This window comes from Shinella zoogloeoides (assembly GCF_033705735.1).
GTDB lineage: Bacteria > Pseudomonadota > Alphaproteobacteria > Rhizobiales > Rhizobiaceae > Shinella > Shinella zoogloeoides_A.
The window spans coordinates 1,115,475-1,142,316 of the sequence record NZ_CP131130.1; the positions used below are offsets into that span (position 1 = coordinate 1,115,475).

The 26,842-nt window shown below is 61.1% G+C and carries 41 protein-coding genes; 15 read left to right on the top strand and 26 right to left on the bottom strand.

Annotated features, from left to right (window positions below; translation table 11 throughout):
• Positions 1-14 precede the first annotated feature (14 nt).
• From ShzoTeo12_RS05750 to ShzoTeo12_RS05760, 3 genes are read left to right on the top strand one after another with little or no spacing between them, the layout of a single operon-like run.
• The gene (locus ShzoTeo12_RS05750; protein WP_318911644.1) at positions 15-1,208 is read left to right on the top strand and encodes a hypothetical protein; all 1,194 of its coding nucleotides are present in this window, start codon (positions 15-17) and stop codon (positions 1,206-1,208) included.
• Positions 1,205-1,888 carry a LamG domain-containing protein gene (locus ShzoTeo12_RS05755; protein ID WP_318911646.1) on the top strand — a complete coding sequence of 228 codons (684 nt, stop codon included), beginning with the start codon at positions 1,205-1,207 and terminating at the stop codon, positions 1,886-1,888. Before ShzoTeo12_RS05750 ends, ShzoTeo12_RS05755 begins: the two co-directional genes overlap by 4 nt.
• A 9-nt stretch (positions 1,889-1,897) precedes the next feature.
• On the top strand, positions 1,898-2,503 hold the full coding sequence (locus ShzoTeo12_RS05760; protein ID WP_318911648.1) for a hypothetical protein: 606 nt from the start codon (positions 1,898-1,900) through the stop codon (positions 2,501-2,503).
• On the opposite strand, the gene ShzoTeo12_RS05765 is transcribed toward ShzoTeo12_RS05760, so the two are convergent.
• The gene (locus tag ShzoTeo12_RS05765; protein WP_318911650.1) at positions 2,504-3,106 is read right to left on the bottom strand and encodes an outer membrane protein; all 603 of its coding nucleotides are present in this window, start codon (positions 3,104-3,106) and stop codon (positions 2,504-2,506) included.
• Positions 3,107-3,182: 76 nt separating this feature from the next.
• Here ShzoTeo12_RS05765 and ShzoTeo12_RS05770 point away from each other — a divergent pair, with 76 nt between their 5' ends.
• The 3 genes from ShzoTeo12_RS05770 (at position 3,183) to ShzoTeo12_RS05780 (ending at position 4,938) form a co-directional block, all read left to right on the top strand.
• Complete coding sequence (locus ShzoTeo12_RS05770) at positions 3,183-4,106, top strand: glycoside hydrolase family protein (RefSeq protein ID WP_318911652.1); 924 nt, start codon at positions 3,183-3,185, stop codon at positions 4,104-4,106.
• A 165-nt stretch (positions 4,107-4,271) separates the two neighbouring features.
• Positions 4,272-4,463 carry a hypothetical protein gene (locus ShzoTeo12_RS05775; RefSeq protein ID WP_318911653.1) on the top strand — a complete coding sequence of 64 codons (192 nt, stop codon included), beginning with the start codon at positions 4,272-4,274 and terminating at the stop codon, positions 4,461-4,463.
• Positions 4,464-4,530: 67 nt separating this feature from the next.
• Positions 4,531-4,938: a DUF1515 family protein gene (locus ShzoTeo12_RS05780; protein ID WP_318911655.1), complete on the top strand. Its 408-nt coding sequence runs from the start codon at positions 4,531-4,533 to the stop codon at positions 4,936-4,938.
• A 65-nt stretch (positions 4,939-5,003) separates the two neighbouring features.
• Here the strand turns inward: ShzoTeo12_RS05780 and ShzoTeo12_RS28220 are convergent, their stop codons facing one another.
• From ShzoTeo12_RS28220 to ShzoTeo12_RS05815, 8 genes are all read right to left on the bottom strand, one after another.
• Positions 5,004-5,096, bottom strand: a complete 93-nt coding sequence (locus ShzoTeo12_RS28220; protein ID WP_413251141.1) for a hypothetical protein — start codon at positions 5,094-5,096, stop codon at positions 5,004-5,006.
• Between the two features lie 7 nt (positions 5,097-5,103).
• The gene (locus tag ShzoTeo12_RS05785; RefSeq protein WP_318911657.1) at positions 5,104-5,601 is read right to left on the bottom strand and encodes a hypothetical protein; all 498 of its coding nucleotides are present in this window, start codon (positions 5,599-5,601) and stop codon (positions 5,104-5,106) included.
• Positions 5,598-5,753: a hypothetical protein gene (locus ShzoTeo12_RS05790; protein ID WP_318911658.1), complete on the bottom strand. Its 156-nt coding sequence runs from the start codon at positions 5,751-5,753 to the stop codon at positions 5,598-5,600. The genes ShzoTeo12_RS05785 and ShzoTeo12_RS05790 overlap by 4 nt, the downstream gene beginning before the upstream one ends.
• A gap of 43 nt (positions 5,754-5,796) precedes the next feature.
• Positions 5,797-6,465: an SOS response-associated peptidase gene (locus ShzoTeo12_RS05795; protein ID WP_318911660.1), complete on the bottom strand. Its 669-nt coding sequence runs from the start codon at positions 6,463-6,465 to the stop codon at positions 5,797-5,799.
• A gap of 103 nt (positions 6,466-6,568) precedes the next feature.
• Positions 6,569-6,823: a hypothetical protein gene (locus ShzoTeo12_RS05800; protein ID WP_318911662.1), complete on the bottom strand. Its 255-nt coding sequence runs from the start codon at positions 6,821-6,823 to the stop codon at positions 6,569-6,571.
• 39 nt (positions 6,824-6,862) lie between these two features.
• Positions 6,863-7,378, bottom strand: a complete 516-nt coding sequence (locus tag ShzoTeo12_RS05805; RefSeq protein ID WP_318911664.1) for a hypothetical protein — start codon at positions 7,376-7,378, stop codon at positions 6,863-6,865.
• The gene (locus ShzoTeo12_RS05810) at positions 7,375-7,599 is read right to left on the bottom strand and encodes a dehydrogenase (protein ID WP_318911665.1); all 225 of its coding nucleotides are present in this window, start codon (positions 7,597-7,599) and stop codon (positions 7,375-7,377) included. The genes ShzoTeo12_RS05805 and ShzoTeo12_RS05810 overlap by 4 nt, the downstream gene beginning before the upstream one ends.
• Before the next feature lie 91 nt (positions 7,600-7,690).
• On the bottom strand, positions 7,691-9,049 hold the full coding sequence (locus ShzoTeo12_RS05815; protein ID WP_318911666.1) for a DUF6538 domain-containing protein: 1,359 nt from the start codon (positions 9,047-9,049) through the stop codon (positions 7,691-7,693).
• A 297-nt stretch (positions 9,050-9,346) separates the two neighbouring features.
• Between ShzoTeo12_RS05815 and ShzoTeo12_RS05820 the strand changes: the two genes are divergently transcribed.
• Positions 9,347-9,523, top strand: coding sequence for a type IV toxin-antitoxin system AbiEi family antitoxin domain-containing protein (locus ShzoTeo12_RS05820; RefSeq protein ID WP_242222561.1), 177 nt, complete (start codon positions 9,347-9,349; stop codon positions 9,521-9,523).
• Between the two features lie 23 nt (positions 9,524-9,546).
• Here ShzoTeo12_RS05820 and ShzoTeo12_RS05825 read toward each other — a convergent pair whose 3' ends face one another.
• A complete protein-coding gene (locus tag ShzoTeo12_RS05825) occupies positions 9,547-9,957 on the bottom strand; it encodes an Rv2175c family DNA-binding protein (RefSeq protein ID WP_242222563.1) in 411 nt (136 codons plus the stop codon).
• A gap of 583 nt (positions 9,958-10,540) precedes the next feature.
• Positions 10,541-11,134: a TetR/AcrR family transcriptional regulator gene (locus ShzoTeo12_RS05830; RefSeq protein ID WP_018429645.1), complete on the bottom strand. Its 594-nt coding sequence runs from the start codon at positions 11,132-11,134 to the stop codon at positions 10,541-10,543.
• A 71-nt stretch (positions 11,135-11,205) separates the two neighbouring features.
• On the opposite strand from ShzoTeo12_RS05830, the gene bdcA reads away from it, so the two are divergent.
• Positions 11,206-11,919 (top strand): SDR family oxidoreductase, encoded by a 714-nt coding sequence (gene bdcA, locus ShzoTeo12_RS05835; RefSeq protein WP_026227545.1) that lies wholly within the window; start codon positions 11,206-11,208, stop codon positions 11,917-11,919.
• On the top strand, positions 11,912-12,592 hold the full coding sequence (locus ShzoTeo12_RS05840) for an NADPH-dependent F420 reductase (RefSeq protein ID WP_018429643.1): 681 nt from the start codon (positions 11,912-11,914) through the stop codon (positions 12,590-12,592). The genes bdcA and ShzoTeo12_RS05840 overlap by 8 nt, the downstream gene beginning before the upstream one ends.
• 35 nt (positions 12,593-12,627) lie before the next feature.
• Here the strand turns inward: ShzoTeo12_RS05840 and ShzoTeo12_RS28225 are convergent, their stop codons facing one another.
• The 8 genes from ShzoTeo12_RS28225 to ShzoTeo12_RS05875 form a co-directional block, all read right to left on the bottom strand.
• Entirely contained in the window at positions 12,628-12,864 is a 237-nt protein-coding gene (locus ShzoTeo12_RS28225) for a peptide-methionine (S)-S-oxide reductase (RefSeq protein ID WP_347342754.1), read from the bottom strand.
• Between the two features lie 51 nt (positions 12,865-12,915).
• A complete protein-coding gene (locus tag ShzoTeo12_RS05845; protein WP_311936293.1) occupies positions 12,916-13,410 on the bottom strand; it encodes a DNA starvation/stationary phase protection protein in 495 nt (164 codons plus the stop codon).
• Positions 13,411-13,609: 199 nt separating this feature from the next.
• The gene (locus ShzoTeo12_RS05850) at positions 13,610-13,876 is read right to left on the bottom strand and encodes a hypothetical protein (protein ID WP_242222565.1); all 267 of its coding nucleotides are present in this window, start codon (positions 13,874-13,876) and stop codon (positions 13,610-13,612) included.
• Positions 13,877-14,042: 166 nt separating this feature from the next.
• On the bottom strand, positions 14,043-14,324 hold the full coding sequence (locus ShzoTeo12_RS05855) for a DUF427 domain-containing protein (RefSeq protein WP_242222566.1): 282 nt from the start codon (positions 14,322-14,324) through the stop codon (positions 14,043-14,045).
• A gap of 66 nt (positions 14,325-14,390) precedes the next feature.
• Positions 14,391-14,663, bottom strand: coding sequence for a glutaredoxin 3 (gene grxC / locus ShzoTeo12_RS05860; protein WP_242222568.1), 273 nt, complete (start codon positions 14,661-14,663; stop codon positions 14,391-14,393).
• Between the two features lie 52 nt (positions 14,664-14,715).
• Entirely contained in the window at positions 14,716-15,981 is a 1,266-nt protein-coding gene (locus ShzoTeo12_RS05865; RefSeq protein WP_242222570.1) for a thiolase family protein, read from the bottom strand.
• A gap of 65 nt (positions 15,982-16,046) precedes the next feature.
• Complete coding sequence (locus tag ShzoTeo12_RS05870; RefSeq protein ID WP_242222572.1) at positions 16,047-16,790, bottom strand: ferredoxin reductase; 744 nt, start codon at positions 16,788-16,790, stop codon at positions 16,047-16,049.
• Entirely contained in the window at positions 16,783-17,388 is a 606-nt protein-coding gene (locus tag ShzoTeo12_RS05875; RefSeq protein WP_242222574.1) for a sulfite oxidase-like oxidoreductase, read from the bottom strand. Before ShzoTeo12_RS05875 ends, ShzoTeo12_RS05870 begins: the two co-directional genes overlap by 8 nt.
• Before the next feature lie 605 nt (positions 17,389-17,993).
• Here ShzoTeo12_RS05875 and ShzoTeo12_RS05880 point away from each other — a divergent pair.
• From ShzoTeo12_RS05880 to ShzoTeo12_RS05905, 6 genes are all read left to right on the top strand, one after another.
• Positions 17,994-19,007: a zinc-binding alcohol dehydrogenase family protein gene (locus ShzoTeo12_RS05880; protein ID WP_242222576.1), complete on the top strand. Its 1,014-nt coding sequence runs from the start codon at positions 17,994-17,996 to the stop codon at positions 19,005-19,007.
• A 73-nt stretch (positions 19,008-19,080) separates the two neighbouring features.
• The gene (locus tag ShzoTeo12_RS05885) at positions 19,081-19,512 is read left to right on the top strand and encodes a GlcG/HbpS family heme-binding protein (protein ID WP_242222578.1); all 432 of its coding nucleotides are present in this window, start codon (positions 19,081-19,083) and stop codon (positions 19,510-19,512) included.
• Positions 19,513-19,574: 62 nt separating this feature from the next.
• Positions 19,575-19,865: a DUF1330 domain-containing protein gene (locus ShzoTeo12_RS05890; RefSeq protein ID WP_311936284.1), complete on the top strand. Its 291-nt coding sequence runs from the start codon at positions 19,575-19,577 to the stop codon at positions 19,863-19,865.
• Positions 19,866-20,016: 151 nt separating this feature from the next.
• A complete protein-coding gene (locus ShzoTeo12_RS05895) occupies positions 20,017-20,487 on the top strand; it encodes a TlpA family protein disulfide reductase (protein WP_242222584.1) in 471 nt (156 codons plus the stop codon).
• A gap of 3 nt (positions 20,488-20,490) precedes the next feature.
• The gene (locus ShzoTeo12_RS05900) at positions 20,491-20,982 is read left to right on the top strand and encodes a DM13 domain-containing protein (RefSeq protein WP_018429627.1); all 492 of its coding nucleotides are present in this window, start codon (positions 20,491-20,493) and stop codon (positions 20,980-20,982) included.
• Positions 20,983-20,990: 8 nt separating this feature from the next.
• Positions 20,991-22,262 carry an MFS transporter gene (locus ShzoTeo12_RS05905; RefSeq protein WP_242222587.1) on the top strand — a complete coding sequence of 424 codons (1,272 nt, stop codon included), beginning with the start codon at positions 20,991-20,993 and terminating at the stop codon, positions 22,260-22,262.
• A 30-nt stretch (positions 22,263-22,292) separates the two neighbouring features.
• Here ShzoTeo12_RS05905 and ShzoTeo12_RS05910 read toward each other — a convergent pair whose 3' ends face one another.
• The 7 genes from ShzoTeo12_RS05910 to msrB all read right to left on the bottom strand — a co-directional run bounded on the left by ShzoTeo12_RS05910 (position 22,293) and on the right by msrB (position 26,791).
• Positions 22,293-22,694 (bottom strand): RidA family protein, encoded by a 402-nt coding sequence (locus ShzoTeo12_RS05910; RefSeq protein WP_004099044.1) that lies wholly within the window; start codon positions 22,692-22,694, stop codon positions 22,293-22,295.
• A 106-nt stretch (positions 22,695-22,800) separates the two neighbouring features.
• Positions 22,801-23,250 carry a hypothetical protein gene (locus ShzoTeo12_RS05915; RefSeq protein ID WP_018429624.1) on the bottom strand — a complete coding sequence of 150 codons (450 nt, stop codon included), beginning with the start codon at positions 23,248-23,250 and terminating at the stop codon, positions 22,801-22,803.
• Between the two features lie 87 nt (positions 23,251-23,337).
• Positions 23,338-23,910 (bottom strand): hypothetical protein, encoded by a 573-nt coding sequence (locus ShzoTeo12_RS05920; RefSeq protein WP_018429623.1) that lies wholly within the window; start codon positions 23,908-23,910, stop codon positions 23,338-23,340.
• Positions 23,911-24,004: 94 nt separating this feature from the next.
• Positions 24,005-24,973, bottom strand: coding sequence for a magnesium and cobalt transport protein CorA (locus tag ShzoTeo12_RS05925; RefSeq protein ID WP_242222589.1), 969 nt, complete (start codon positions 24,971-24,973; stop codon positions 24,005-24,007).
• Entirely contained in the window at positions 24,970-25,674 is a 705-nt protein-coding gene (locus ShzoTeo12_RS05930) for a glutathione S-transferase N-terminal domain-containing protein (RefSeq protein ID WP_004099038.1), read from the bottom strand. The genes ShzoTeo12_RS05925 and ShzoTeo12_RS05930 overlap by 4 nt, the downstream gene beginning before the upstream one ends.
• Positions 25,675-25,806: 132 nt before the next feature.
• On the bottom strand, positions 25,807-26,346 hold the full coding sequence (gene msrA / locus ShzoTeo12_RS05935) for a peptide-methionine (S)-S-oxide reductase MsrA (protein ID WP_004099036.1): 540 nt from the start codon (positions 26,344-26,346) through the stop codon (positions 25,807-25,809).
• Between the two features lies 1 nt (position 26,347).
• Complete coding sequence (gene msrB, locus ShzoTeo12_RS05940; RefSeq protein WP_004099035.1) at positions 26,348-26,791, bottom strand: peptide-methionine (R)-S-oxide reductase MsrB; 444 nt, start codon at positions 26,789-26,791, stop codon at positions 26,348-26,350.
• Positions 26,792-26,842 lie beyond the last annotated feature (51 nt).

Consider the following 26,842-nt stretch of genomic DNA (forward strand, 5'->3'; position numbering starts at 1 on the left):
AGGAACCTCACAAAATGACCACTCCTTACACGACGGGGACGATCTCCCTGACGAACGGCAGCGCCGTGATTATGGGCACTGGAACGGCATGGCAGATCGCCCTCATCAAGGGCGGCATCGTCTATCCCGAAGCGGCCGGCAACGGGTTGCCGATCGCCACCGTCGATAGCGACACGCAGATCACCGCAGCAGTCGATTGGACCGGATTGACCGGCACCTACAGTTATGCGCTCGTGCGCGATACTGCCTACGATGCGCAGATCGCGCAGAATGCGGAGGCGCTGGCACGCCTGCTGGCGGGGCTCGAAGCCGGCACGATCTGGAAATACGATATGTCCGGCGATACCGCCGGTCGCGATATCTATGATGCGAAGCCGAAGGGCTTTTCTTATCTCGATGTGTCTCAAGTTCCGGCGCAGCTTTGGGTGAAGGCATCGAACACGGAAGGCGACTGGGCTGGACCGCATTCTTATGGCCAAGGCGCTAAAGGCGAACCCGGTCCGGTAGGTGCCGCTGCAAATGTCGTATTTGAGGAACCGGAGACCGGCTTGCCCGGCACTGACGTCGAAATGGACGTCACCGGGGCAGGAACGACGGGCGACCCCTATCGTGTGACGTTTACGATCCCGCGCGGCAACCCCGGCGAGGATGGTATGGGCACAGGGGATGTGGTCGGGCCAGCTGGAGCAAGCGACGGGCATCTTGTCGTGTTCGATGGGGCAACCGGCAAAGTGCTGAAAGATGGAGGCGCGCCGTTCAGTGGCGCCTACGTTGACCTTTCCGGCAAGCCCGCGCTCGGCAGCGCAGCGGCCATGGATGTCGGGACCACTGCTGGGGCGGTTGCGGCCGGTGATGATAGTCGCCTCGTCAATGCCGTGTCTCGAGAGGGAGATACCGCGCTCAAAGGGTACTCGGCGACGGGCAAGGACCTCGGTACGCTGAGCGGGTCGGTAACGCTCACATTTGCCTCCGGCAACATCCAGCATGGAGCGAACGGCGGCGCCGTCACGATCAATGCTCCCACGGCGGCCGGCGTCTACACGATTATCGTCGAGATCGTAAACGGCGCTTCGGCCGGAGCAGTTACGCTCGCCGGGTTCACCAAGGTTGATGGTGATGCCTTCACGACGACGAACGGCCACAAGTTCCATCTGCACATCGCAAAGACGAACAGTGCGGTTACGGCAACAGTGAAGGCGTTGCAATGACCTTTCCTTTCCCGACTTTTGGACCGCTGGTTGCGGGGGGCAATGACGCGTTTACCAAGCTTCTTCTTCACTTTGATGGGGTGGATGGGGCAACGAGCATTGTTGACTCTTCGCCGTCAGGAAACCTCATAACGAGCGTCGGCGGTGCTCAAATAGATACCGACCAGAGTAAATTCGGCGGTTCGTCTCTTTTGCTAAATGGCTCCAGCACATATCTAACTGCGCCGGACAGCCCCGATTGGGACTTCACGGCCGACTTTACGATTGATGCGTGGGTTAGGCTGTCAAGCATCTCCGGCCCCAGAGTTATTGCCAGCGTTTATTCCGGTTCGTCGCTTGGATGGTCATTCCAGTTTCGCGGAGACAGGGGCTCAACATTACTCTTTGGTTCTGGAGACACTGTGATTATTGAAAGACCATGGGGTCCATCCATTAACACTTGGTATCATGTTGCGGTCGCGAGGATATCGGGAACGCTTCGCCTTTTCATTAACGGCGTCCAAAGCGGGGCTGTGCAATCAAATACGGCAAGTTTTTCGGGAACAACTACGCCTCTTCAAATCGGGAGGCTTAGCGGTCTTGGTTTTGTCTTCGCAGGCTGGATTGATGAACTACGCGTATCAAACGGAATAGCAAGGTGGACGGAAAACTTTTCGCCGCCATCGAGGCCTTACGGTTAAGGAGGAAAAATGCTTGCGCTAATTAATGGTGACACGGTTATCAAGCAGGTGGCGTCGGATGGGTGGGTGGACATACCCGGAGTGGGCGCGGTCTCGCCTGCACAGGACGGCTGGTCCGATGGCGAATTCCGCCTCGCTGAAATCCTTCCGGCTGACAACGTGCCGGATGGAGCGCTGGTGATTTCAACATCCGTCGATCTTATCGATGGGCAGCCCAAATATGTCCACTTTCTTCAGGGCGATCCGACGCCGCTTGAGGAGCATAAGCGGGTAGCGAAGGCTCGTATCGACGAGGCCGCCGAGCTTGCCCGGCTGAAGTACATCACGCCAGGAGCCGGGCAGGCGATGACCTATCAGCAAAAGGCGGCCGAGGCGGCGGCGTGCATGGCGGATGAAGATCCGCAGCCGGAGCTCTATCCTCTGCTCGCTGCGGAGGTCGGGATAACCGCCTCGACCCTCGCCGGCGTGGCGTTGGCGGTCTCGCAAGCATACGCGCAATGGGCCGTCATCGGCGCCGCCATCGAGGCCGCCCGCCTAGGCGCGAAAGCTGCCGTGGACGCGGCCATTGATGCCCCGGCAGTGTATGCTGTGGCTGGAACCATCGTTTGGCCGTGATCAGAACCGCATGCCGAGCCCGACACTCACCTCGGTCTTTCGATAATAGGTGCCGAAATCCCTCCGAATACGTCGATACTCTACTTCGGCGCGCGCGAAATAACTCTCAAAGTCGTATTGTAGCCCGCCACGAACGGATTGAGTGACATCGGTTTCTTCATAACTGTCCGAAAAGACAAATCCTGGAGGGGTGTAGAGGGATTCAACCTTAATCCGGGAGAGACCGAGGGACGCTCCGACATACGGAGTGAATTTCCCGATTTTCATACCAATATTCGCCCCGATCGATGCCCCAATGGGCTCACGGAACGTCAATCGGTCGGTAGTCGTGTGGTTGGTGAGCGGGTCTATGTATTTGCTATCCATCCGGACCTGATCATTGGCGCCGCCATACACCCGAACTTCCGGCGAGATGATCAGACCGCCAGCCTGAAAGCCATAACCAGCGAAGCCGCCAAGCATCGTTGATTTGCGGCTTGAGCTAGGGCCCGTCCAGCCCATCTCGCCATATGCGCCTCCACTGACGAAGCCGCCGACATATGGGCCATCTGCCATTGCTGGCGATGCCAGCAGGCACAATACCGCTACCGCTGCGAGTTTCATTTCGCCCTCCACGCCAACCTGCGCGATCAAAGCGCGGAACGCTTAGGAGTGCAATAGCAATCCCCAAGGACACCCCATGACCATCACGACCACGTCCCCGCGTGGCCGCGCGTTTCTGCGTAGCCACGAAGGCAATCCGCTTACCTGCTACCTCGATCCGGTGAACGTGCCGACGATCGGGCAGGGTTTCACTTTCCGCAGCAAGGCCGTGCGTGCGGCTTTTGCCAAGCGTGGGATCACGAAACTGGTCCCCGGAAAGACCAAGATCACCGCCGAGCAGTCTGACGCAATTCTCGCCGAGGTTCTCGCCGAGGAGTTCGAGCCGGCCGTCGTCCGCGGCAGTCCGGACAATCGGAAGCAGCAGCAGATGGATGCAGCGACGAGCGCGATTTACAACCTCGGCGTCGGCGCGATGGAGTGGCAGTGGGCGAAGCTCTGGCGCGCCGGCAAGCCGGCGGCGGCGGCAGACTACCTCGGCAGCCATTACAACACCGCCGGCGGCAAGAGGTTGGGCGGGCTCGTGCGCCGCCGGCTGGAAGAGGCGAACCTGTTCGCCAACGGCATCTATGCCGGCACACCGGCGATGAAGGAGGTAACGCCGGCGGCGCCGGCTCAACCGGATCCGGACGTGAAGGAAGCCCAGGAAATCCTGACCTCCAAGGGGTTCAACCCTGGCGCCATCGACGGATGGATGGGCGAGAAGACCAGGAAGGCCATCATCGCCTATCAGAAGGCGCATCCTCACCTACAAGCGGATGGCATTCTCGGACCGGCGACGCTCTCTCAGCTACGGCGCGACGCTGCCGGCGTCCGGGAAGCGGTGGAGAAGGGGGCTGGCTCTGCGGTCGGCTCTGGCGCGCTGGCCTTCGCGACCGGCCTTCCTTGGGGCTGGATCGCGCTCGGAGTCGGCATCGCGGTGGTCGCCTACGTCGCCTACCGCAAGCGAGATGTCATCCAGCGCTGGTGGAATACCAGGCTCGGCAGGGAGGCGATCGCGTAATGGGCCTCTGGGTCAAGATCAAAGGCTGCTTGGCCATGGCCGGTGTGGCGCTCGCGGTTGTCGCGGGCGCCTTTGTCTATGGCCGGGCAGACGGCAGGGCAGCCGCCGCCGCGGCCCGCGAGAAGCGCGACGCTGATGCTCGCAAGAAGGCGAGGGGAGTTGAAGATGAAGTTCGTCGCATGGATGAGGGGGCCGTTGGTTCTGTTCTCTCTAAGTGGATGCGCGACGGGAGGTAGCTATTGCGAGCTCGCCCGCGTCATCCGCCCCTCGGTCAATGACCGGATGACGCCCGAGACCGAGAAGCAAATCCTCACCGAAAACGAAAAGCTCGCCGCAATCTGCGGCGTGAAGCCGTAACCAGCAATCATCGAAGGGCGTGCTAGTCGCGAGGCAGTGCGTCCCTGCCAGCATCAAGGATCGACACATGGCGCCTACCGAATCCGAGATCAGCGCCTCCGTGCACCACAAGCTCGGGGAGCTCTTCGGCACGCTTCGCGCTGTGCAGGAAACGCAGCGGCGCATCGAAGACACCTTGCGTCGCTCTGATGAGAAGTCCGATGCGAGCCGGGCCAAGCTCCATAATCGTGTCGATGAACTCGTGGACCGGGTCGGCTCTATTGAGATTAACGTCTCGACACACGCTGCAGACCTCGATGGTGTCCGGAACGAAATCAAGAATGAGATCAAGCCGGTCACCAACGATGTAAGGCGATGGAAGATCGTCGGGATGACCACGATTGCGATCATCGGACTCGGTGGCGCGGCGATGGGGGTGACCTTCGCCGAGGCGATCAAGCGGTTGATTGCGGTCGTTCTCGGCCGTGCGATATAATGGGCGCTCCGGCGCCAGTGAAGTTTTAGCCCCTCGCTTCGGCGGGGGGCCATTTTTCGTTTGTGCTATGGCCGTATGAAAACGCCGGCCTCCTTGTCCGCCTTCAGAAAGGCGACCCAAGCTGTCTCGGGTTTATTCCTTCCTTCTAGGATCGCCAGGCACGCCTTAGTCGATGTCCTCGTGCAGGAGCGAAATTGCCAACGCCGTCTCCTCCAGGAAGGTCAGGTGCTCATCTACCTGAGTGGCATGCCGTTTGAAGTCGTCGATGTTGATGTCCTTGGATTTTCCCTCGCGATCAAGGGCTATGATGCGACCGTGGAGCTTGCCGTCTATTACCTGGAGGCGACTGCTGAAAGGCTCATGCACGATTTCATTTCTTTTCCGGTAGAGCACACCGATTTGCTTCATTCGATCGATGATCGCCTTGCGTGTGGCGGCGTCCAGGCTGGATGTTCCGATCACTCTCTCGAACGCTCGGAAGCGCTGCTGTCCCGCGTTTTGCTCCGCGAAGATGATCTGTTGGGCCGCGACTCTGTTCCTCAGCACTTCGCCGAGTATCTGAACAAGCAATAGATCGAGCGCCGCCCACCTGATGGTTATCCATCCGATCTCGGCCGCAAGTTCCGGCCGGTCGTCCATAAACCACATGCTTGCAGGCTTCATTCCGTTGCGTCCTCATCGTCGCTCTCGGCGCGGAGAAGCCTTTGCCCGATCAGCCAGTCGCGGGCGATGAGTGCGAGCGCCTCCTCGCGCGTAATCTCCTGCTCCAAGGCGAAGCGGTTCAACGCCTCTTCAATCTCCGGCGCCATCTCCATCTTTCCCTCCATTAAGATTCCCCTGTTCACCGGCTTGTTCCGATCAGAGTGAATTTACGATTGGCTCTGGCTTGCCGGCAAATGTTGCTTTGTTCACCTCGCGGCTCACCCTATGCATTTGCATTTGTCCGTCGAGATGATGGGTCAGAATGCCCTTGAGGTTTTCCTTCGGCGTATTCGGATTGAGCCAGCCATCGAACATGTCCGGCTCGAGAATGATCGGCATCCGGTCATGTATCTGACTGATGGGGACAATCGACGGCGCGGTGATGATCGTGCAGCTCGTCACGTCCAGCGCCGTATTGTGTGCCCACAGGCCTGCGAAGGCGTAGGGGGCGCCGCCGGGCAACTGGATGAGCCAGGGATCCTTGCCGCCGTCATCCGCTTTGGTCCATTCATAGAAGCCGTCAGCCGGGATCAGGCAGCGTCGCATCCTGAAGGCATCGCGGAATGCCGGCGAGGTGTCCACGGTTTCGATGCGCGCATTGAACATCGCCGCCTTTGGCATTTCCTTTGCCCAGTGCGGAACGAGCCACCAGCGGCCGTCCTCGACGACTTGGTTCCCCTCGCCATCGACCCGGATGAACGGGACAGTCTGCGTCGGGGCGATATTGTAGCGCGCCTCGGTATTCTTGATCAGGTATTTGTCGGTCAGGCGGTAGAGTGCGACAAGTTCCCGCCAGGACATCATTTGCGTGAAGCGGCCGCACATGTTGGTCAGCTCCCGTAGAAAAGCCGCAAAAGCGGCGCGGCCACCATCGAAATTGCAAGCAGCGCGGAGAAGATCAGGACCATCAGGAAGCTCGCGTCCTGTCTCATCGGCGTGGCGCCCTGATGACGATGCCGGACGGCCGGCGGCTGGCTATCTCGCTCATCATGCGATTATTGGCATCCGCGGCGAGGATGCGATGGTCCGCCAAGGAAGCGATCGCCGTGCAGGCCTCGCTCTCACTCCATCCCGCCAGCGCGGCCCGTCGAAGAAGTTCATGGAATTCCGCCTCAAGATCCTCCTCGCAACGAAGGAGCCTGTCTTCGGGGCAACCGGTGCGATGAGGGCCCTTGAGCGCCATTTTTTTCTCCTCCACCCCTGGGAGAATAGTGCGCGGCCTTCAGGCCGGCAAGGTGCCGTCCGGTTTCGGTAATCCATACTCCTGCTCGAAAACGATATCCCACCAGCCCCCGGGATTGTTGGCAGGCATCGCCGGAAGAGCGACCAGCCGATACTTTCGGTCGACCGCCTCAAAAACCTGCTTGGCGATTTTGTGGCGGGTATCTGTATCACCTTTGGCAAGGAGGACACGTTCAGGGATAGGTACGGTGATGAGGGCTTCCCGGACTGTCGGCTCCACGATCCGCCATTGGTTGGCGTCCTCGCCCGAGAAAACGGCGAAGGGGGCGAAACGTTGGGCCATCTGCGGGGCTATGGCATCAATGCCGACCACCTCCATTCTGCCTGCAATCGCCGCCGCCCGCCGAGACGAACTGATCCTGGCGTAATATTGGAGTTTGAATTTTGGCGTTACTGCCAGCGCAACGCCTAGCGAGACCAGGACTATTTCTCTTGCGCGCGCGTCCCTTCGGCTCATTGGGCCGCCGCCTTTTTGTTGCTCCATCATCCGCTTCATTCTCGCTCGGGGTTGGGGCGCCAGCCGCGGGTGAAGCCGGCGCCCATCACCCGGCCGGCAAGATCGAGCTGCGAGCGCAGGTAGGCGCAATCCGCCAGAAGGGTAGCAATAGCGGCGCGGGCGTCCCCGTCGTGCCAGGCCAACGCCTCATCGATCTCGCTTGGGTTTTCAGGTGGTCTTACGAGCGGGCGCACGTCGTCGTTCTCCTGTGTCGGTGCCACAGCAGGCGTGTTGAAATGAATGTTGGCTGGCGGCCTCGTGCCGTCTGTTCTTACTATGTTCTCATCGTCGCGGGAGTCAATGCCATTGTGCTCACGCTATGGGAGCGGGCGTCTTGGGTTCCTCCCAACGGAATTTGATGCTTTCGAGGAAGTCCTGTCGGCGCTTGAGCTCGGGTCCGTCGCCGTAGACCGGACGGCCAAACTCGTGGCCCATGAGGTTGGCCTGCATTCGATCCGAGGCGCCGGCGTTCTCGATCCTGTCTTGGAAGGTGTGCCGCAGGGAGTAGAGCGTGTGGCTCATAGTAGGGCATAGTTCGCGAGATCGAAGCGCCTTGTTGATCGTAGCCGAGGCTGTGTTCGCGTTGTCCTGGTATTTGGGAAAGCCGTTCGGCCGCTGCTTCATCGCCCACAGCGCGACGCCGACGAGGGGAACTTGCCGAACTGAGTATTCGGACTTTTGACGACGGTCGGTTCGGTCAGCGACCTCAAGGTGGGGCACGGGATCATCGAGTTTGATGTCGACCGGGCGAAGATTGCAAATCTCGTTCGGACGCATGCCCGTCTCGACCATCGTGTAGACGATCAGCTTCGCGTCCTCATCCATGCCGTCGAGCGCACCCGGCGCGAGGATGCGATTCTGCACGAAGTCTGGAGAGAACGGCCGGCGCTTCTTCCCCTTCGTCGCGTTGGTCGTCTTGATGCGGATGTCGAGCCACGGCTCTCGGTACCTCGTCCTCAGGGCATCGTCGATGGCGCCGAGCATACCCTTCATGTCGCTGAAGGAGCGATTGGCCGTGTAGGCTGTCAGGCCTTCGTCCAGGATCTTCTGATTCCACCAGTCGCGAACGCGGAGGACGTCTTCCCGGGTGATGGAACTAAGTTCGACGTCCCCGAGGACATCGGAGCAGTACCGGATCGCTCGCTCGCGAGATGTCTTGTGGAGATCCAGTTGCCCAGCCGACATCCCGGTCAGCCCCGCCTGGTTATGCTTCTCGTAGAGCTCCCAAACCTCACTGAGGCGAGGCGCTGGCGGCGGCGCAACACCGAACGCCGCGTCAATGACGAGGGCGCTGGTAGACAAGGGTTTTTTCCTCGCTATCGTTACCGCACGGACGCGCTGGAAGAATTCAAGGGAGTCCATTTCGGCGACGACCGCGGCAGGATGATAGGTGAAGTTGAGGGACTGTGCAGCCCTCACTGCCGCCTCGTATTGCTTCACGGCGTCATTTCGCTCCGCGCCGGACAACATCGCTCTCCAGTAAGTTTCGCAGGCGGCATGGACCGCCTGGGCCCGTTCGAGAGCTTCCTTGAGGTCCCGGGTCTTCAGCGACTGTTTTATGTGCCGCCGAGATTCGAACGATGCGGCCTCGATCGGAACCTTCCGATAGTAGCGGTAGATTCCGCTCACTGGATGCCGGACGACGTATTTTTGAAAGGCCGCGGATTTCATCTTCGCCCTGCTTTTTGGCTACTGGTACCCAAAAAGTAGCCAAAAAGTATCCAAAAAAGCAACGGCCGCTGGATTACTATTCGTCTGGATCGATGGTGCCGACTTTGCAAGAGATTGATTTGGCGAAGAAAAAGGGCCTGCGCTTCTCAGCGCAGGCCCTCGAATAAGTGGCTCGCCGGGGTCGACGAAGATGCGAACTATCTCTTTCAGATTCCCGCCGCGACCCCGAAAAACCCGCCCCAGCAGAGGAAGCGCGATCGTGACCGTGCTGAGCGCATGCGTCTGGCGGGCGGTCCGATGCCGTCGCTGCGGGAGAAAGCCTACGCATTCGCCCGCCAGCGTACGATCGTGAGGACAAGCGATTTTACCGCCATCGGTATCCCGCGGCACTATCTCGCCTGGATGTGCGAGGAGGGCTGGCTGGTGAGGGAAGGCTACGGCCTCTATCGCGCAGCCGAGCGAGAAGCTGCCTGATGGAAGCTTCGTCCGCGGAAATGTCAGGCCGCGCCGTGTTCGCCGTGGGCCCGAGCGGCTTTGACGACATCGACAATCCGGCCTTCGCGCAACGCATCGATCGGGCGCTGGCCGCCGAGGCGAGCGTCGTCGGTCAGCATGAAGTTGACCCGCATCCAGGGCTCCTCGATCGTGAACGCCTCGACCACGGCGCTCATACCGGGAAGCAGTCCGGTGCCGGTGATCTGGAAGGCGGGATAGGCGCGCTCGCCATCGACATCGAGCCAAAGGAGGGGCTGGGCCTCAAGTTCCTCGGGCGTCAGGCCGATCCGACCTGCGAACTCATCGCGGGACAGAACCCCGCCTTCCATGACGAGCATGCCGCGCTTCATAGCCGAACCGCGGGTGAAGGCCTCAGCCAAGACGGCGGTGTCAGCTATGGTTCCTGCTTGCATGGATGATCCTCCTGACCTCATCGGCCTTTGATCCCGACGAAGCCTACGAAAGAAACGGAGCCAGAGCCAGGATCGTTCATGGGCACGCCGTTTCTGGCGACGCGCCCACGAACTTCTCAGCCTATGTCGTTAGCGCCTATCCCGGTTCGCCGCATTCGGCACACGGATCGCTTCGTTGTTCGGATCGAAGGTTGGCCTGCCCCTATTGAGTGGTCCGGGTTCAGTCTAATGCATTGTCGGCCTTTGGGCCTGGTCTGATAAGGCCGGAAGCAGAGGCACGATAGCCTCTGGAGCCGGCGGCTTGTACTTGTGACCGACTCGCGTGGAGTGTCCGCTTCCGGCACTGAACCCAAGTTCCGCTAGTGACTCGTTTCGGACCTTCAGCATGTCAGCTTCGCGTCCGCACGATAAGCTGACATGCCCGGGAGCTTCAGTCTTTTCTGGCGGAGTGCGCATTGCCCATCGGCCATATCCAGGTGTCCAACTCCGATGGCACGCAAACGCTGAAGCGGCAGCGCGACGCGGTGTTCGCGACCAACCTTTCCGGTCGATAACGTCCTGGTCATTTTGCCGAGCTTGCGGATTAGCCGCGAACCACCTGCTCAAGACCAGCCCCGGCGAGCCGGGCGGCGGCGAGCAGGCGATCGAGATCGTGCCCGTTGCGAGCGCTGGCGGACAGGCCGGCCATGACGGTGCTCATATAGTCGGTCACGCGCTCGGCCTGTTCGGGATGGCGCGCGGCGACGAAGCGATGGATCGCCTCCTCCGCCGCCGCAAGGAACGTTCCGGCCGCCTCGCGTGCCTCGCGGTCGGTGCAGCGCACACCCTCGATAACGAGGCACCCCGCCGCGTCCGGATCGGCGGCATAGCGCCGCGCCGCCGCTTCCAGCACCGCGACGAGGCATTCCGCGACCGGGCGATCGGCGTTCAGCAGATCGAACAGCGGGATCGCGCCGGTACCGGCATAGCGATCGAGAATGCGGCTGTAGAGCTCGGCCTTGCTGCCGAAGGCGGCATAGAAGCTGGGCGGGTTTATCCCGATCGCCTGAGTCAGGTGCGCGATGCTGACGGCATCATAGCCACGCGAATGGAACAGCCGCTGGGCGGTCGCGACCGCTTCGTCCGGGTCGAACAGGCGCGGTCTGCCGCGTGCGCGGGATAATTTTGTATGAACCACTACAAATACCTTGACGGGTCTTTCAAGTCGTTTATGTAGCGAGTCGTAAGTTATTGATCAAGGAAAGTCCGATGGGTGTGTTTGAGGCGAAATCCGTTCTCGTGCTGGGTGGCAGTCGGGGGATCGGCGCGGCGATCGTTCGGCGTTTTGTGGCAGATGGCGCGAAGGTGACCTTTACCTATTCCGGTTCGCCTGACGCGGCCCACGCGCTGGCGGCCGAAACGGGCAGCACCGCTGTCGAGACGGACAGCGCGGATCGCGACGCGGTGATCGCGCGCGTGAAGGACAGTGGCGCGCTCGACGTGCTGGTCGTCAATGCCGGAATCGGTGTTTTCGGCGATTCTCTGGAGCAGGATCCGGACGCAATCGACCGGCTGTTCCGGATCAATATCCACGCGCCCTATCATGCCTCGGTCGAGGCCGCGCGCCAGATGCCCCAGGGTGGCCGGATCATCGTCATCGGATCGGTGAACGGCGACCGGATGCCCGTTCCAGGCATGTCCTCCTACGCGCTCAGCAAGTCTGCGCTGCAAGGGATGGCGCGCGGGCTGGCACGCGACTTCGGGTCCCGCGGGATCACGATTAATGTGGTGCAGCCCGGCCCGATCGACACCGACGCCAATCCGGCGGACGGACCGATGAAGGAGCTGCTGCACAGCTTCATGGCGATCAAGCGCCACGGGCGGCCAGAGGAAGTCGCGGGCATGGTGGCGTACCTCGCCGGCCCGGAGGCGGGGTTCGTTACGGGCGCCATGCACACCATCGACGGCGCGTTCGGTGCCTGATCCGACCTCGCCCGCGCCGATGACCACCATCGGCATCATCGGCGCGGGCGAGGTCGGCAGCCAGATTGCCCGCGCCGCCATCGCCAACGGCTATCGGGTTGTCATCGCCAACTCGCGGGGGCCCGAAACCCTGGCCGGGCTGGTCGCGGAGCTCGGGCCGCCTGCCCGCGCCGCGACCGCTGCCGGTGCGGCGGAGGCGGGAGAATTCGTCGTGATCGCGGTCCCGCTCAAGCTGGTCAACGACATGCCCGTGGCGCAACTGGCGAACAAGATCGTGCTCGACACCAACAACTATATGCCGTGGCGCGACGGGCGCTATGCCCTCGTCGATACCGGCGCGAAGACCGAGCACGAACTGCGGCAGGATCAGCTGCCAACGTCCAAGGTCGCGAAGGCGTTCACGCATATCCAGGCACCGCGCCTGTTGCTGTCGGCGCGGCCCGCTGGCACGCCGGGGCGGCACGCGCTGTCGGTGTCGAGCGACTATCCCGAAGCGGTGGCGCTGGTCACGCGACTGTACGACCAGTTCGGCTTCGACACGGCGGACAACAGCCCGCTTAGCGAGTCCTGGCGGAGCGCTCCGGGTCAGCCCGCATGGCACGCGCACGACCATCAAACGCGTCCCGCGCTGATTGCGAACCTTGCCAAGGCGACACCGCTCCCACCGAGATAGGGCAGACTGCCTCTGCCCGACCACACCGCCCATGCCTACGAGGTCTTCGCCGTTCTCGCCCGCGCCGGCATCACGTTCATGTCGGCCTGCGCCTGCCGCGGTCGGTATCGCTGAGAGGGCAGCAGCGATCCGCGATCCCGCCGACAAGGCCTATCTGCCGGCGCGTCCGACCGGACAAAGCCCTGGTCGACCTGGTCGACGCCGCGCAACGCCTGGAACACTCCCTCTGTGCACCAATGGCATCCCCCTCCAAAGCCGGCCTTCGCCATCATCACCTCGCACGCCCAGGCGTCATTCCTGACGTAGGTTTGCCCGGTAAAGCGCTAGCGGCTGATTTCGAAGAGGAACCAGGCACGGCGCTCAGCCTCGTCCGTCCAAGCATCGATCAGGCCGGACGTCGCATTATCCTTCGCCTTGTCCGCGACGTCCTTTGCGCGGCGAAACGACTCGACCATGTGGAGATTGTCGGCGCGGAGCTCACCCAGCATGTCCTGCGGCGTCACGAACTCAGCATCATTGTCCTTGATGGTCTGGTGGCGCGCGATATCGCCGATCGATCGTATGGTGGTGTTGCCCGTTTTTCGGGCGCGCTCGGCGATCGCATCGGTGGCGGCGAGGATCTCTGCGGCCTGCTCATCAAGAAGCAGGTGATAGTCCCTGAAGTAGGGTCCGGAGACGTGCCAGTGGAAATTTTTTGTCTTCAGGTAGATCGCGTAGCTGTTCGCCAAAATAATCTTCAGAGCGTCGGCGACAGTCATCGCCGCGCATCCGTCAAGATCAGAAGGTGTTGGAAGGGTGGCGTCATTATTGTTCGTCATCGATTAGACTTTCTCAATCTGGCTTACACGGGATCCAGCGCCGATTCCCCCACGGATGGCGATGTATAGAAGATGAATTCATCGCCAGACGAAGTCCAATGATCAGCGGCTATAGTTTCGATGCCTTTGAGCGACATGCGCAATCGTTGGGGGGCGGGTGTCGCAGGCGGACCGGTCGGCCTGGACCTCCACCTGCCCGTCAGGGGTCCGGTCGGAAATCCAGCACGAACGCCACGACCTTTTCGGCGGACATCTCGCACGGCTTCAGCAAGGTTTTGTCTGACGTAACGCGGTAGAGGTTGAAGCTGACAATGTCGGTCCCGGCCAACTCCCTGGCGAACAGGCTGTTGCGGCGCCCATCCCCGGATCGCCGGACAGTCAGGCCGAAACGCCGGCCTTCGTAGGCGCCTTCGCTGTATCCCTCCGCAAGCTTGGCGAAAGCGGCATCGAACCCGGCATGCTCCATCTCAATCCACCCGTCTTGATCCGGCAGAGACGCAAGGATTCGACGCTGTTGGCGCCGAACGGCCCGGGGCAGTGTCCTTCAGCCGAGCCGCTTCGGGATGGGCGGAAGATCTGAGATGCCGGCGCTTGCACAGGGCCATCAGCGAAGCCGCCGCCTGACCAGTCTGCTATGCAACGTCCACGCCCTTCCAGAAAGCGACGTGATCCCGAATGCCCTCGGCTTCCGGCGTCGGATCGGGATAGGTCCAGGCCGCGTTCGCGTTGAGCGCATCGCCCACACGAACATGGAAGTAGCGCGCGGTGCCCTTGATCGGACAGACGGACGTGTGCGGGCTCATCTCAAGCAGGCTAAAATCGACCGCCGACGGTGGGAAGTAGTGGTTTCCCTCGACGACGACCGTCTCGTTGCTTGTGGCGATGGTGGCGTCATTCCAGATAGCTGAGACCAACGGACTCTCCTTTCCCATTCAAAAACCGGCACGAGGTCATGGGGTGTCTGCCCGGGCCGCGCCCCCTCAGTTGGCGCGCGGCGTGCGCCCGAGGAGTTTGTCGAGTTCGCCTCTGACATCGAGCTCGAAAAGCTCGTCGGAGCCACCGACATGCGTGCCGTTGATGAAGATCTGCGGCACGGTGTTTCGACCCGACGCTTCCGTCATGGCCTGCCGGTGAACCGGATCCGCCTCGATATCGAGTTCCTTCCATTGCACGCCCTTCTCCTTGAGGAGCGTCTTCGCCCGGCGGCAGAACGGGCACCAGTTCGTGATGTACAGCAGCACATCAGTTGTCATATCGCGTCTCCGACAGTTGGAAGCGGATCGCTGTCATGGCGTTGATCTACCGTCAGCCGCGTTCGAGGAGGGCGACTGTGCCTTGACCGCCGTCGGCGCAGATGCTGACGATTGCGCGCGATCCGGGCGGCATGGCCCAAAGTTCCTTCACCGCTTGGCTGAGGTCGCGCGCGCCTGTAGCGCCGAACGGATGACCCAGGGCGACCGAGCCTCCATTGGGATTGACGCGGTCCCAGTCGAAATCGCCCATAGCCGCCTGGACACCGGCTGTCGCGCGCACCCACTCCCGATCGGTGATGGCCGCGACGTTCGCCAGGACCTGGGCTGCGAAGGCTTCGTGGATTTCCCAGAGTGCGATGTCGGAGAAGCTGAGTTGATGCCGCGCGAGCAGGCGCGGAATGCCATAGGAGGGCGCCATCAGCAGGCCCTCAGTGTGGAGATCGACGGCAGAGATCTCGTAGTCGACGAGCCGCGCGTAGGGGGTGCCCGCCGGGAGTCTCGCCACACCGGCTTCGGTAGCGACCCAACACCCGGCGGCTCCATCCGTAATCGGTGAGCTGTTGCCGGCGGTCAGGGTTCCCCTCCCGCTGTCGCGATCGAAGGCGGGCTTGAGTGCGGCCAGCCGTTCGGGCGACGTATCGGCGCGCGGGTTCGCATCGCGCGCCAGCTCAGGCAGCGAAATCACGAGATCGTCGAAGAAGCCACGTTCCCAACCAGCGACTGCCCGCTGGTGGCTCTTGAGCGCCCAATCATCCTGCGCGACGCGCGAGACCCGCCAAGCCTTGGCGGTCTCCTCCATATGATCACCCATCGTCCTTCCGGTGATCCGGTTGGCCCAGCCCTTTGTGGGGAGCACGTAGTCTCGTGGCGTCAGAGACTGGAGGGCGGCAAGCGCGGCGGTCGCATCCTGCGCAAAGAGGTCGGTGAGCCGCTTCGATGCATCGGCCGTCAGGGCGATTGACGGCCGGCTCATGACTTCGGATCCGCCGACCATGGTGAGGTGGGTTCCTCCGCCCAGCATCCCTGCCGCAGCGAAGGTCGCCGTCATGCTGGTCGAGCATGCCAGGACGACGGAGAACGCCGGAACAGTCGGATTGAGCTTGGCATCAAGCCAGGTTTCGCGAGCAATATTGCTCCAGCCCAAATTCGGAATCACGGTTCCCCAGACGAGGAGATCGGGCTCCGCCTGCGCCGCCATCGCCTGTACGACAGGCACGGACAGAGAGATGGCGTCGTAAGCCGCCAACGCGCCTCCACCGCGGCCGAAAGGGGTCCGAAGGCCGGCTGCAACGAAGACGGGTTTGGCAAAGCGGCTCATTATGATCTCCAAACTATTTCTGGGCTGCACTTCCGCGACGGCGGAACGCGCAGTCGCTTGGGCCGCTAACCACCGTAGCGCTCGGTTTTGATAATGGTGGGGTCCAGGCCGGCCAGCAGCGCGCCCTCGGTCGCGATGTTGACGAAACCGTTGGACCCGCAAACGAATACTTGTGTGGGCTTTCGGTGAAGCCGGGCCAGAATTTCTTGGACCATCACGCCGTCGATCCGTCGCGCAAAGTCCGATGCGCGGACCGGGTTCTCGCGCGTAATTGCCAGCGCCAAGACGAATGCCGGATCGCTGACTTCGATGGAATGAAGCTCTTTTGAGAAGAGAACGTCTTCAGCGGTTCGTGCGGACAGGAGCAGCGCTGTCGGCACGACCTGGGCTAGTGCGCGGCGCTGCCGGATCATTGCCATCAACGGCACGAGGCCCGAGCCTGCCCCGATCAACAGCACTGGGTCTATGGCAGGTTCAGGCCATAGAAAATGGCCGCCGAGCGGACCACGAAGCTCGATTTCGTCGCCGATCGCTGCGACATCGTGAAAGAACGGCGAAACTTCGCCATCCGGTAGGCGCTCGATAGCGAGCTCGACGATCGGAGACGAGATTGCCGAAGACGCGATCGAGTAACTCCGCATCGCACTGTAGCCACCGGGCGCGGTCAGCCGGACATCGACATGCTGCCCTGCGATGTGCGCGAACGGTTTGCTCAACCGAAGGAAGAAGCTCTTGATACTCGGGGTCTGTTGGACGATTTCGTCGATTACGCATGGCTGCCACGCGATTTGCGCGCCGTTTTCAGTCATTGGTGTATCGTTGCTCGCGCCACGGATCGCCGTAGATGTGATAGCCGCGCAGCTCCCAAAATCCGGCCTCGTCACGCGTTGTGAATTGCAGCGCGTTCACCCATTTGGCGGACTTCCAGAAGTAAAGGTGCGGAACCAGAAGACGCGCCGGCCCTCCATGATCGCGGGGAAGCGGCTTGCCCGCATAGTTGAGGGCGACCATCGCTTTCCCGGAGAGAAGATCCGCCAGCGGGATGTTTGTCGAGTAGTTATCGTAGCAGTGCGCCAAGACGAAATCGGTGGGCCGATCGAGCCCTGCATCTGCAAGGATGTCTTCTACGAGTACGCCCTCCCACGCGGTATCCAGCTTGGACCAGGACGTGACGCAGTGAATGTCTCGGGTCACCTTGGTCTTCGGTAGAGCGTTGAACTCGCTCCAATTCCACACTTTGACCGGCTTCGGACCGATCTTGACGGTGAATTTCCAATCGGAGGGCTCCACGTTCGGCGTTGGCCCGGCCGTCAGAACAGGGAAATTCTCCACGAGATGCTGACCCGGCGGAATCCGATCGGACCGGTCGCCGCCTGGACCGCGGCCTGTGAAACCTCTGGTGACCATAGCGAAACCCCCTTGCTTGTCACGACAGACCAGAACCGGATTCAGTTCAGAATTCTGTAAAAGATCTTTGCGCGCACAACCGCCGAACGAGCCAATTCACTGAAAATCAGAATACCGGATTCTCTATTAGCGTAGAGAAAAGTGTTGGACCATTTTGAGTCGTGGTTATGCGTGAAGACTATAGCGTCAGTCCAGTATGATTTCCCAATACCCTGTCGCTATAGTTTCGATAGCTTCGAACCGGCATTGCAGGCGTATCCCCGTCAGCGGATTTCGAGCGGACGCCGTCGCTTGCCAACGTTGGTGTGAGACCGGCGGGCGAGATCGCCCCTGCCAACGCGACCGCTGAGAGGTCGACTCCTCAACCGCTTGGGCGCTTATCGCCTCCATCCGGATGCTCACCCGCCGAACAGCAATAAACCGCTATTTTCGATAAAGTTCTGAATCCGGCTCCGAGGTATGGAAACTATGTCGTACCGCTATTGGATATGTTGCGCGCATACCTTCATAGTCTGACACGCGAAATCTTTGCATCCTGAGTATATTTCGGAGGAAATTTCGATCTGATCGATAAGACTTCAGGATACAGCAAGCTGGAGACACCGATGAAAGCCGTTGGTTACAAGGTTCCGGGACCCATCGCCGAGGACGCCTCTCTGGTCGACATTGATCTGCCTCGGCCTGTCGCTGAAGGAGGCGATATCCTGGTTGAGGTGAAGGCTGTCTCGGTCAACCCGGTCGACTACAAAATCCGCAGCAGCACGCCGCCCGCTGATGGCGATTGGAAAGTGCTGGGATGGGATGCGGCCGGGATCGTGCAAGAGGTCGGCCCCGAAGTGACGCAGTTCGCGGTAGGCGACGAGGTCTATTATGCCGGATCGCTCATAAGGCCGGGCACCAATGCGGAGTTCCATCTCGTCGACGCCCGGATCGTCGGTCGTAAACCCGCGTCGCTCGACTGGGCGGAAGCGGCGGCGCTGCCACTCACGACGTTGACGGCCTGGGAAGCCATGTTCGATCGCCTGGACGTGACGAAGCCCGTTCCCGGGGCGGCGCCGGCGATCCTCATCATCGGTGGTGCGGGTGGGGTCGGGTCGATCGCCATCCAGATCGCTCGACAGCGCACGGATCTCATCGTCATCTCCACCGCCTCTCGGCCGGAAACCCAGGAGTGGGTTAAAGGGCTTGGGGCTCATCATGTCATCGACCACTCTCGGCCGCTCGCGCCACAGATTGCCGAGCTCAACATCGGCGCTCCCGCTTTCGTGTTCTCGACCACGCATACCGAGCAGCATGCATCCGACATCGCCGAACTGATCGCCCCGCAAGGACGGTTCGGATTCATCGACGATCCCAAGGCGCTCGCCGTCATGCTGTTCAAGCGCAAGGCAGTGTCGATCCACCACGAGCTGATGTTCACACGGTCGCTCTACGGCACGCCCGACATGGATGAGCAGGGCAAGATCCTCAATTCGCTGGCGGTGCTGGTGGACGACGGCAAAATTCGCACGACGCTAACCGAAAAATTGTCGCCAATTAATGCCGCCAATCTGAAGACGGTGCACGCACTGATCGAAAGTGGCGCAGCAAGAGGCAAGATTGTCCTCGAAGGCTTCTGATGACTGCCACCGCCGAACGTCTTTTCTAACCTCAAGAACGCCGGACGGATTACGCCACGGCGAAGGAAATTCCATGACGAAATCCATTGCCACCGCCTCGATCAACCGCGAAACCGCCGTCGCCCTCATCGACGCGGCGATCGCCGCGGCACGTACAATCGGCATCCCGGCTGCGGTCGCCGTCGTCGACGCCACCGGTAACCTGCGCGCGTTCGAGCGCACTGATGACGCGCCGTTTCTCACCGTCGATGTTGCCATCGACAAGGCTTGGAGTTCCGCCTCGTTTGGGTATCCGACCCATGTCTGGAACGACTATGTTTCGAACGATCCGAAAGTGGCGCCGCTAGCCTATCGCCCCCGGATGGTCGCTGTCGGCGGAGGCTATCCGATCCTGGATGACGGGAAGTTGATCGGCGGGATCGGCATCTCCGGAGGCAACTATCAGCAGGATCAGGATGCGTGCGTCGAGGCACTCACGAAAATCGGGTTCGAGCTGCCAGCCTGACGACTTTAAGGCCATCGCCAGCGGCGGTGGCCTGCAGATCCGACCTTATGAAAGACTTTAAGATGGAAGCGTTCGTCGTCTTCACCCGCGAAGAAACCACCGATCCGGAAGAACTCGCAACCTATTCTTCAGGCGTCGGCCCATCGTTCGATGGCCACGACGTAACCTTTCTCGCCGCTTATGGCGCGATGGAGCATTTGGAGGGGCCGCCCGTCGAAGGGGCCGTAATTTTGCGGTTCCCGACGATGCAGGCCGCCCGTGATTGGTATCATAGCCCCGCCTACCAAACCATCGCTGCGCACCGTTTCGCCGGTTCCCGCTATCGCGCCTTTGTCATTGAGGGGCGGCGGTGACACGCCGACGGAAGAACGGTGGCGCTGGCCACGAGGTATCTGTCGGCGAACTCGCATCCTACAACCTGTAGGGGATCAAGGCGGTGAGGTTCGTGTGCCATCGCCACACGCGACCACTCATCGGACTTCTGCATCGGAATTGGAGGATCAGATGAGCGTCGACGAACGACAAGCCCCCGAGCTGCGGGTGCAGAGATGGATTGGCGTGGGTGGAGAAAGCATCGCGCCGCTCAAGCTATCGGATCTCGGCACCGGCCCGAAAGTCCTCTTCGCCTTCCAGCACTGGTGCCGTGGCTGCCATTTGCATGGATTTCCGACGCTACAAAGGTTGCATGGTGCATTGAGCGCCAAGGGCGTGGGCTTCGCGGTGGTCCAGACCGTCTTCGAAGGAGCGGATGAGAACACCTTCGAGAAGCTGCGCGTGAACCAGCTCAAGTATGCGCTTCCTGTCGCGTTCGGTCACGACGAGCCACCTGCCGGCGCGACGCTTCCCACCTTCATGGAGGACTACCGCACGCGGGGAACGCCCTGGTTCTCCGTGATGGACGCTGGCGGCCGCATCGTATTCTCGGACTTCCATCTCGACGCCGATCAGCTCGTGAAGGGACTGGATCTGGTGTAACCGATGCGGCGCTGGGTCATCCTGATTGCCACCCATCTTGCGATGCTCGCCATGGGCTTCGCGGGCGGTGTCTACACGCTGCCGATCCTGACCGCCCCCCAGGCCCCGGACGCGGCGGACTTGCGGACCATCTCAGCCGAGACGCTCTACGCAGGGCGTCTGGCCCGCGATCTCAAAGGCAGCGACCTGCTTCACTGGGGGGAAGGCGAGATCCGGGTCTCGCGCGACCGTATCGCCCATATCGGGCGCCTCGCCCCTGGTCCTGACTACAAGCTCTACCTCGCACCACGTTTCGTCGACACGAAGGAGGCCTTTCTCCTGATCAAGGACAGATCAGTCCGCGTGGGCGACGTGAAGACGTTCAACGGCTTCATCGTCGAGGTGCCTGCCGGCATCGATGTCCGTGCCTACAACACGGTCGTCATCTGGTGTGAAGCATTCGACCAGTTCATCAGTGCGGCAGAGTATCAACCCTCAAGTCAGGCCCGAGAATGAGCCCGGCGATGGATACCATGAGGTCGGCGGGCAAGCGCGGCCTCGTTCTCGCGCCGGTGGCGGCGCTGCTGCTGAGCGTCGCCGCTCTGCTGCTGGGCAATGGCCTGCTGAGCACGCTCCTGATCGTGAGAGCCGGCCATGAGGGGTTCTCGACCGGCGCGATCAGCGCGATGATGTCCTTCTACTTCGCGGGTTTCACGATCGGCGCGCTCGTGTTGCCACCGATCATCGTCTCCGTGGGACATGTCAGAACCTTCGCCGGCTTCGCGGCCATTGCCTCGATGACCGCCCTTCTCCATGTGGCGTTCGTGGAGCCGGTCGCCTGGATGCCGCTTCGCCTGACTACCGGCTTCGCCTACGCGGGCATGATCCTCGCAACGGAGAGTTGGCTCAACGCCCACGCATTGCCATCCACGCGCGGGCAGCTCCTGTCGATATTCGGAGTTGTCTCTATGGGCTCATGGGCAATCGGGCAGGCGTTACTCAACATCGCACCGCCCGCCGACGTGACATTGTTCCTCATCGTGTCGCTGCTGATATCAGCGGCGGTGGTTCCGATCACCTTGCTGCCCAGTCATCCGCCGGCCCAGGTGGAACAGGAATGGGTCGCGTTCAGGGACCTCGTCCTCGTATCACCTCTCGCTGCGGCTGGCGCTTTCCTGGCCGGCCTGGCTATCGGTGGTTTCTGGGGCATGGGCGCGAACTTCGCCCAGAGCATCGGCCTCGATGTGGGCGGTATCTCCGCCTTCATGGCTGCGGTTCTTGGTGGAACGCTTGCCTTCCATTGGCCACTCGGTTGGCTTTCGGATCGAGTGCCCCGGAATCTTGTCATCGCCGGTGCGGCGCTGGCGTCCGCAGCGTCTGCCATCGGCGTAGCGTTGGCGGTGGAAGCGCCTCTGCCGCTGCTCCTTGCGGCGGGTGCGCTGTTCGGCGGCTTTGGCATCCCGATTTATTCGTTGTGTCTCGCCGTCGCAAACGACGATCTTCCGGCCGGTCGGCTACTCGGCACCGCGCGCGGGCTTCTGTTGCTCAACGGGATCGGGACAGCCGCTGGCCCCCTAATAGGAGCAGCTGCAATGAATATCGTCGGCCCTGGCGGCCTGTTCCTTTATGCGGCGGCGTTGCTCACGCTCCTGGCAGTGCTGGCCATCGCCCGCAGGCAGCCGAGGCGCGCCAACCAGGCCAAGGCGGCCCCCCGTTCTCCGAGCACGCCGATGATAACCGGATCTCTCGATACGATGATATGCATGGAGAAGCGGGCGCAGGGCGTGCGGGATTAGCGCGGCACGGCGCCTGCACGAACCGCGGGGTCAGGCGATGATAGCTGTTACGCGAATTTCGATACGCATGGTTGGAAGCCCCAGCGCTTCGATTCCCAACTGCGTCCAGATTGGAGCGCGGTCGGGCATGTAGTGGCGATACAGCTTGGCCATTGTTTCGTTGATCACGGGAGGGAATCCACCGACGTGATAGGAATTGACGTGGACCACATGCGGCCAGCGTGCTCCGGCGGTCGCGAGCGTCCGTTCCACGTTCTTGAACGCCTGCTCGATCTCTTCCTCAATCGACTCCGGAATGACGAGATCGTCGTTCCATCCGCCCTGTCCGGAGATCTCCACGCGGTCACCAATGCGCATTGCCTGAGAATAATGAAGCGCGTCATGCAGGCGCGTCCCGTATCCGGGGGTGATGAAGAATGAAGGTGTTGTCATGAGTTTGCCTTTGATGAGCCAGGTCAATGCGGCTGCAAGTGACCGTATGCATGCAGAAAGAGATGCAGGGCGTTCGGCACTAGCGCGCCGGCTGCGGTGGAGGGCTTTATTCCACGTCTTCTACGGTGAGGTCCCGGCCGTTGAACTGCACGGTCTCCCCGGCTCGGGCACCCTCGATCGCTTCGAAGATCGGCGCCATCGTGGAAATGCCCATGAGCTCACGCCCCTGACAGGTAAACTTGCTCGTTGACACCGCGATCACAAAGTGGCGGCCGGACAGCTTGACGACAGCGCCTTCGTTGACGGCCAACTTGGGGCCGAAATCGATTGTCCTGAGCTTTTCGAGTTTATCCGCGTAGTCATGGAGCGTGTCATCGAGCGCTTCAGCGAAGTCGCTCGCGACCTCGGCCTGAGCTAGTTCGTCGTTTTCGATCGGTTCGCTCCGATCGAGCCGAGCGGTAGAGACATAGTCCAGGTAGTTTTCGCGAGCGCTGTGCAACGCTGCTGTCTCCAGCAAGAGCATAGTTTCTCGTATGTGGTCCTTGTTCCAGTCCATAATCACCTCCTAATTTTCGATGTTCTTAAAGTTCAGCCTGCAGATGTGTGGGCCAGGAAGGTCAGCCTTTCCGGCTAAGCGACACCGCTATTCGTCGCTGATGACGTCTTCGCCCTGGTATGGAACCCTGATCAGCCGAGCATCTCGAATGATGCTCGTGACGAGCCAGACATATTCCTGCTCGGCGGTATCGAAGCCGAGGATGCTGAAGGATTGGCCGAAAGGGCATGGCGGGAAGTCTGGAAAGCCTTCGCGCAGAACGTAACGCTCGGGATCGCTGTGAAACTCGCTCTTGTAGACTTTCCGTAGTCCGTGCTTGCTCGGCGCGTCCTGGTCACCTGCCGGTGCTGTTTCCCGATGCGCCACAAGGCGCTCGGACAAGTCGCGGGGGCAGATTTCGTGGAACACGTCGAAGGCGTCGATCAACAGGCCTTTATGCTCTGTCGCCGGATCGGTGATCGCGTAGATGTTGGAGGCATCTTCGCCGTCGTCCCCGCTCTCGAGGCGCAACGCCGCATCGACGCGAATGCTGCATGCATCGAGGGTTGACCCTAGTTCGAGATCGACGAGATTGCCGTCCTTGACGCGGTATTCGCGGTCATAGCCTTTGGCGATGAATGACTGGACTGCTTCTAGAACATCGGTCACCTGGGAGGTCATGGAAGCACCTTCATCTTGAACTGGATTGGACACGCTCGCGCACAAAGCGCGCTGTGACTCGGCGGCGGACGGAGAAGCTCGCGAAGTGCGTTACTCATAGCCACTTGGCCTTCTTGAAGCGCATGAACAGGAGAAGGCAGAACACCGCTATCACTCCGAGCACGACGAAGTAGCCATATGGCGTGTCCAGTTCCGGCATGTGCTTGAAGTTCATGCCATATATTCCGGCGATCGCCGTCGGGACCGTCAAGATCGCCGCCCAGGCCGCGAGCTGGCGAGTGACCACACCGATCCTTTGCGCTTCCAGAAGGCTGCTGGCCTCGAAGACCGTGGACAGGACATGCAGGAGGCCGTCGACCATGGACTGCACTCGGTGGACATGGTCCGCGACGTCGTGGAAATATGGTGTCATTTCGGAGCTGATGCAGGGAAAGTGGCCGCGAACGAGCTTTCGCACCAGCTCGGCCATAGCCCCGAGCGTGCGCTGGAACCGCGTGAGTTCGGACCTTAGTTCGAAGATTCGCGCCACCTCTTCTGGCCCGAGGAAATCGTGCAGCGACCGTCGCTCCATCGCCAGGACGTCGTCCTCGATCATTTCGAAGATGGGCAGATACTGGTCGACCACTCGGTGCAAGATCGCGTGCAGCACATAGTCGACACCCTTGCCGAACTGCGTCGGCGATGCCTCGAGTTGCTCCCGAAGTTTGCCCAGCGCTCCGGCATTGCCGTGCCGCACGGTGATAAGGTGATTGTGACCGGTGAAGATCGCCATCTTGCCGTAGCTGATCCGGTCGCCGACCAGCTCGGCGGTCTGGGCGACGACGTACAACTCATCGTTGTAGACCTCGAGCTTGGGCGGGCACAGCGGGTGCATGGCGTTGTCGATCGCCAAAGGATGGAGGTTATACGTCGTCTGGATCGCGCTGAGTTCGTCTGCGGTGGGCTCGCTAAGCGCGATCCAGCAGAAGCCCGAGCGATTCTCGTTTAGTTCGACGTGCTCATCGAGCCTGATTTCACGGACTCGCTTACCTTCGTTGTAATAATATGCGGCGATAATGGTCATGCAGGCCTCGCAGGAATTCGCAGGCCACGCTGTACAGCCGGTCGCGCCAGCCCGCGTTCGAGCCATGCCTGCACGTTCGAATAGCTGCTTAGGCCGAGGATGTCGCCCGCTGCGTAGAATTCGACCAGCGCATTCACCCAGCCAAACGTCGCAATGTCCGCGATCGAGTAATCATCGACAATCCATTCGCGGCCCTCCAGCCGGTGATCCAGGACCCCGAGAAGACGCCTGGATTCATCAACAAAGCGCTGCCGAGGTCGCTTGTCCTCATAGTCCTTGCCGGCAAATCGCAGGAAAAAGCCTAGCTGTCCGAAGGTCGGCCCAACGCCCGACACCTGAAAGAACACCCAGGCCAGAGTCTCGTACCGCTGGGCGGGTGTTGTTGAGATGAGCTGCCCCGTCTTGTCGGCCAGATAGATGAGGATCGCACCGGTTTCCCATATGCCAATGGGCTGGCCGTCAGGGCCAGCCGGATCGATGATCGCGGGTATGCGGCCGTTGGGATTCAACGACACGAACGCTGGATCCTTCGACTCGTTGTTCGAGATGTCGACGAAGTGGGGCTCATACGGCAGGCCAGTCTCCTCCAGCATCATCGAGACCTTGACGCCGTTGGGCGTGGGGGCCGCGTATAGTTGCAAGCGATCCGGATAAGATGCTGGCCAGCGCTGCGTGATGGGAAAGGAGGAGAGGTCTGTCATATCTGGATCCTGGCACTGCGACGGCGGCTGAATGGAATGATCTGCTTCAAGGCCGGGTCCGACGACCGCGTCGATTGACGCGGTCGTCGGAGGTTGCGAACCGGATCGGCGCGGCACTGACGGCAGCGAAGCCTATTCCGCTGCAGCCCCGGCCGCAGGGCTCACATCGCCGGCCTCATGCCGCTTTGGAAGAACCCAGTCGGGACGGACGAAGTGGCAGGTGTAGCCGCCCGGCCGCTTCTCCAGATAATCCTGGTGATCGGGCTCGGCCTCCCAGAACTCGCCGACCGGCTGGACCTCGGTCACCACTTTGCCATCCCACAGCCCCGAGGCATCCACATCGGCAATCGTATCCTCGGCGACGCGCTTCTGCTCCTCGTCGACATAATAGATGCCCGACCGATAGGAGAGCCCACGATCATTGCCCTGGCGGTTCAGCGTCGTCGGATCGTGGATCTGGAAGAAGAATTCCAGGATGTGCCGGTAGCTCGTCACTGTCGGGTCGAAGACAATCTCGATCCCCTCGGCATGCGTGCCGTGATTACGATACGTGGCGTTCGGAATATCGCCGCCCGTGTAACCCACACGGGTCGAGATGATGCCGGGCCGCTTGCGGATCAGATCCTGCATGCCCCAGAAACATCCTCCTGCGAGAACAGCGCGCTGATGCATGTTAAGCCTCCTCTACTTGATCGAGATATTCACCATATCCCTCGGACTCCATCTCGTCGCGCGGGATGAAGCGAAGGGACGCAGAGTTGATGCAGTAGCGCAGACCGCCGCGGTCGGAAGGACCGTCCGGGAACACGTGGCCCAGATGGCTGTCGGCGTGTACCGACCTGACCTCCGTCCGGACCATGCCGTGTGCACTGTCCCGCACCTCGTTCACGTTTGCCGGAACGATCGGCTTGGTGAAGCTGGGCCAGCCAGTACCCGAATCGAACTTGTCCGTTGAAGCGAACAGCGGCTCTCCCGACACTATGTCGACGTAGATGCCAGGCTCCTTGTTGTCGTTGTGCTCACCCGTGAAGGGCCTTTCGGTCCCCGAATCCTGGGTAATCCGGCGTTGCTCGGGGGTCAGGCGGTCAACTGCTGCCTGTGACTTCTCAAACTTCATGATAGTCTCCAATATTTAATCTAGAGAGCTCGACACACTGTCATTTATCTT